We start from the raw sequence: 1269 nt of genomic DNA on the forward strand, positions 1-1269 counted from the left end.
TTTGTGAGTATCATCGCCTGAATAAGTCACCGTGATAACAACCGGGCACTCTTCTAAAACCGTTATTCCTGAAATTATATCTGCTGTAAGTGTCGACATATTAAACCTCATATTAAAGTTAAACACCTATAAGTAACAAACACTTAATTTTCTATCAAAATAATGCGTTTATACAACGATGCTTACTCTCTATTACCTCCTTCCTGTTTGTCACACAAATAAATCATTTACTTTAGCCGTTAATGTAACCACCACTCATAATATAGGCTTTATATCCAAGTATACCCTATATAGTTACAAGTTAAGATTCCGGTAGTTATTAAATAACTTTTCAACATGCTGGGTATTATTCATACTACCACCATTAATTCCATGATTCACTGGTTGAAAATAAAGATGCTTAAGAAAATATTATAGCTCAGTAATAAAGAAATCGCCAGTTCATCAATAAGAAATATGTCTGGGAAAACGGAAAATGCTTATGCATTTTCCAATAAACAGGCAAAAGCTCAATTAATTAAATTTATTGTCCAACCAATGTATCCAAACCAAATATTAGATTCCTTTTGATCTACACTGTAAGTAATATAAACTGAGCCTAGCGTATCATCACAACATGAGTCTACGGAACAGTATCAATGTATCCAAACCAAACCTTAGATTCTTTTCGGCCTACACTGTAAGTGATATAAACCGAGCCTGGCGTACCATCACGGTGTGAGTCTATATTACTAAAAGGCGACTGACCAAGCGGAATAATAGTCTCTCCTGCCGCTACTTCTTCGGCAGTTACCGTATGAGGATTAACAACATAAAGTTTCGAAAATGGATTCTCATTTACAATACCATTAACGTAAATACGTACATTAATGACATTATTTACCTTTATTCCACTGTTTTTACCCACAGCAATATGGGCATCCAACCCCCCTCCTAAGATACCGTCAAGATTAATCTTTGCTGGCCACCAAAATTCCTCCTGTCGTCTATGATTAAAAATTCTAGGTCTCGCTAATATACGCTGAACCTCTGGTGGTACATTTGGTACTGACCTCGTTAAATCAAAATAGAGGACAGATGACATAGTGATATTTCCCGTTGTATCAGCCCTATAATAATATAATTCATTATCGCCAATATTTGGAACACTGGCATATGGAACTAAAATAAACGGATTATTCAACTGATTCAGATCAGTAATGACAACAGACGCACTTGGTGTTTCGTCATTATCTTCTCTGATCATCAAGAAAATTCTATCTCTCGGCC

General features: G+C 35.5%; 1 pseudogene. It reads right to left on the bottom strand.

Going from position 1 to position 1269, the window contains the following annotated elements:
* Nucleotides 1–622 precede the first annotated feature (622 nt).
* A pseudogene (locus EAE93_RS23835) lies at nucleotides 623–1269 on the bottom strand (hypothetical protein); the annotation flags it as partial.

It is taken from the genome of Photorhabdus akhurstii, assembly GCF_018448925.1.
In the GTDB taxonomy this organism is placed as follows: Bacteria; Pseudomonadota; Gammaproteobacteria; order Enterobacterales; family Enterobacteriaceae; genus Photorhabdus; species Photorhabdus akhurstii.